Origin of the sequence: uncultured Pseudoflavonifractor sp. (assembly GCF_944387275.1) — a bacterium.
Taxonomy (GTDB): domain Bacteria; phylum Bacillota; class Clostridia; order Oscillospirales; family Oscillospiraceae; genus Pseudoflavonifractor; species Pseudoflavonifractor intestinihominis.
Map to the genome: position 1 here is coordinate 1 of NZ_CALXEG010000073.1, position 2,890 is coordinate 2,890.

Genomic DNA, 2,890 nt, shown 5'->3' on the forward strand with positions numbered 1-2,890 from the left:
TTGCGGCTCTGCTCCCCTGCCTCACGGGCGGTGAGCACCCGCTCGTCCTGGTGGAGGTAGTACAGCCCGTTCCGGGGTACCCGGTCCAGGCCGTAGGCGTGGCTGCCGTTGTACATGACCGCCAGGCGGTCGTTCTCGGCCCCCCAGTAATCATTCCAGCGCTCCGCAAAGCCGTCTCCCGTGTCGTCCCGGTCGCCCAACATGAAGTTCTCAAAGGCCACATCCCCCTGCCCCTTGGACAGCTCCTGGTTCAGGCCGTACTCGTTCATGAAGCCGTCAAGCGAGCCCGTCAAATCCCGGATAGCCCCGATGAGGTCCTTCTCGCTGTCGTTGAGGAGTTGGTACTGGTCGCTGCTCTCATAGGCTATGGTGGCCAGGGCCTCGGCCTGCTGGCGCAGGTTTTCCATCTCAAGGCCCGCCTCCTCATTGCCGTCCTCGTAGGCGCCGCTGGCGGCCAGGAAGTCCTCCCGCATGCGCCGCAGCTCCGCCTGCTGCTCCTCGGGGAACAGGGTGGTGTCCTCCCCCAGCAGCAGGGCCGAGAGGGCCTCCCGGGTGTACTGCTCGGACAGGTTCTCCATGTAGGCGTCGTTCTCTCCGGAGATGCGGTTCAGGTTCTGGATGGCGTCCCCCAGCGCGCCGCCGTAGGCGTCGATCTCACTCTGGAGCCCCTCCTTGCGCAGATCGTTGTAGCCCTCGCCCCTGGCGTTGTCCAGCTCGGCCATGGTGTCCTCCAAGGTGGAGGTCAGGCCGGAGAAGGTCTCCGCCATCAGCTCCATGGCGCCGCTGTACGCCGTCTCCATGCCCTGCTGGATGATGTTGACGGCGTCCCGGCCGTTGATCTCGCCCTTGGAGATCATGTCGTAGATCTCGCCCTCAGCCACACCAAAGCTGCTCGACAGCATACTCAGCACATTGATTCCCCGGTCCTGAAATGCGTCAAGGTCTTCTTTGCTGAATTGATTGCTGCTCTGCACCCGGCTGAGGATCTGTGCCATATATGTCATCCCGGATGCGTCCACGCCCACGGCGCTGCCCGCGTCGCCGATGGCGGTCATCAGCTCCAGCATCCGGTCGGGGGCGTCCCCGAAGCCGGTGGCCAGCGCCCGGGACATGGACGTCAGGTCGCTGTACTCCATGGGTGTGGCGGCGGCCAGCACCCGCAGGTCGCTGAGGTACTGGTCCCCCACGCCGCTGCCCAGCAGGCGGTTGAAGGCGATGGCGTCCAGCTCCCGCTGGGAGGCCGTGGCGCTGCCGGCGGTCAGGCTCTCCTCTGCCCGGTCCTGTCCGGCCTGGTAGAGATCTGCGTAGTAGGCTTTGAAGGCCTCATCCTGGTTGGCGAATATCTGGGCTCCGCCGGTGGCCAGGCCCAGCGCGCCGCCCACTAACCCGCCGATGGCGGTGCCCACCGGCCCGGCCAGGGAGCCCATGGCCGCGCCGGACACCGCGCTGCTCAGTGCGGAGGAGATGAGACTGCCGCCGTCGCCGCCCAGGGCGGAGCCGATCATGGTGTTGCTGATCTCCATAATGGCGTCCCCCGCCATCTGCCCCAGCCCGGCCTTGCCCAGGGCGGACAGGATGCCGGTGCTGCCGGCGGCGCTGTCCGCCCGGTTTTCCATGCGGCTGATGGCGCCCGAGGCGTTCTCCATGTCCTTGGTGGTCTGCCGGACCTGCCGTCCCACCAGGTCGTACTGCTGGCGGATGTTCTCCAGATTTTCCTCCGCTGTTTTCCAGTCCGCCTCCGCCGCCTGCCGCTCGGCCTCGGTGGCGCTGTCCCCCAGGGCCTCAAAGGCCTGCTGGGCCTGCTGGGCCTCCCGTCTGGCGCTGGTCAGGTCCATGCGCATCTGCACCCGGGTGGCGTTCAGCCGGTCCAGCTCCCCCTGGAGGGCGGTGATGTCGCCGCGGAAGTTGGTCACGCTGCTCTTCATGCCCACAATGGCCGCCGACAGGTTGTCCTGTACGCTCATGGCAATGCTGGCGTCCGTCCTGCTCATGTCTCCCCCTCCTCTCTCCGCCTCTGAAGGTCAATCAGCATGGCGCGGACCACGGCACGCTCCCCGGGACTCCGGCGGAGAAAGTCTCCGGGGAAAATGCCGTGCCGGACCAGCAGGAACTGGGCCAGCTTAAGGTCCCCGTCATGCTTCAGTTTTTTTCCAGGTCCTCCAGGGCCGCGCCCACGGCAGCGGCCTGGAGGTCATCCTCGCCTGTCTCCAGGGAGATGACCGCGCCGGGGGCGTAGCCGTTGAGGGCGTCGCACCGGCGCACCAGGGCCCGCACCTCGCCGGGGCGGAGCAGCTTCTTCAGCGCGTCCACAGGGGTGGGGCAGCCCATATGCTCCCGGTACCAGTGGGCGTCCCGGAAATTGGGCTCCACCGTGGAGGCCAGGAGATAGTTCAGGTTGGCGTCCTCGGTGCCCCGGAGGGCGGTGAGCTTGTTATAGGGGATTTCCTTCAGCTCGATGTCCAGCCCCAGCCGGGTCACCCGGGCCACGGCGGTCTCCGGCTCTCCCACGGGGATGTCCAGCAGGGAGCGCACCACGCTCTTTGTCTTATTCATCGTTATCCCTCCTCACTGTACCGCGATGGCGTCCAGCAGCTGGAAGCCGGTGAAGGTATAGGGCGCCGTGATTTTGCCGCTGGTGGCGGCCTGCCAGTCGGCCAGGGTCAGGTCGGTGAACTGCACGCCGTAGTAGGCGATGCGCTCGGCGCCGGCGCTGTCCGGGTCGGCCAGGTTGGACACTACGGTGAACTCGGGCACCTGTCCGTCCTGGATGCTCTGGAGCTTCTGGATCATGCCGCTGTCCACCTTGTAGAGCATCAGGGAGCCGGTGCCCTTGGCGCTCACCGGCTTGCTGGCCTCCATGAACTCTCCGCACAGGTTGATGGTGTCGCTG

Annotated in this window: 3 protein-coding genes; all 3 read right to left on the bottom strand. The window is 66.5% G+C overall.

What is annotated here, in order from left to right; genetic code table 11:
- Nucleotides 1-1,991 (bottom strand): tape measure protein (locus tag Q0K23_RS12630; protein ID WP_294522950.1); only part of this gene is annotated, 1,991 nt, incomplete at its 3' end.
- A 148-nt stretch (nt 1,992-2,139) separates the two neighbouring features.
- A complete protein-coding gene (locus tag Q0K23_RS12635; protein WP_294522953.1) occupies nt 2,140-2,553 on the bottom strand; it encodes a hypothetical protein in 414 nt (137 codons plus the stop codon).
- Between the two features lie 12 nt (nt 2,554-2,565).
- Nucleotides 2,566-2,890, bottom strand: a 325-nt coding sequence (locus Q0K23_RS12640) for a phage tail tube protein (RefSeq protein WP_294522956.1), incomplete at its 5' end; no start/stop codon positions are given.

Excerpts from the sequence above, each read along its gene's own strand:
- Q0K23_RS12635 (WP_294522953.1), bottom strand. The coding sequence starts at position 2,553 with ATGAATAAGACAAAGAGCGTGGTGCGCTCCCTGCTGGACATCCCCGTG.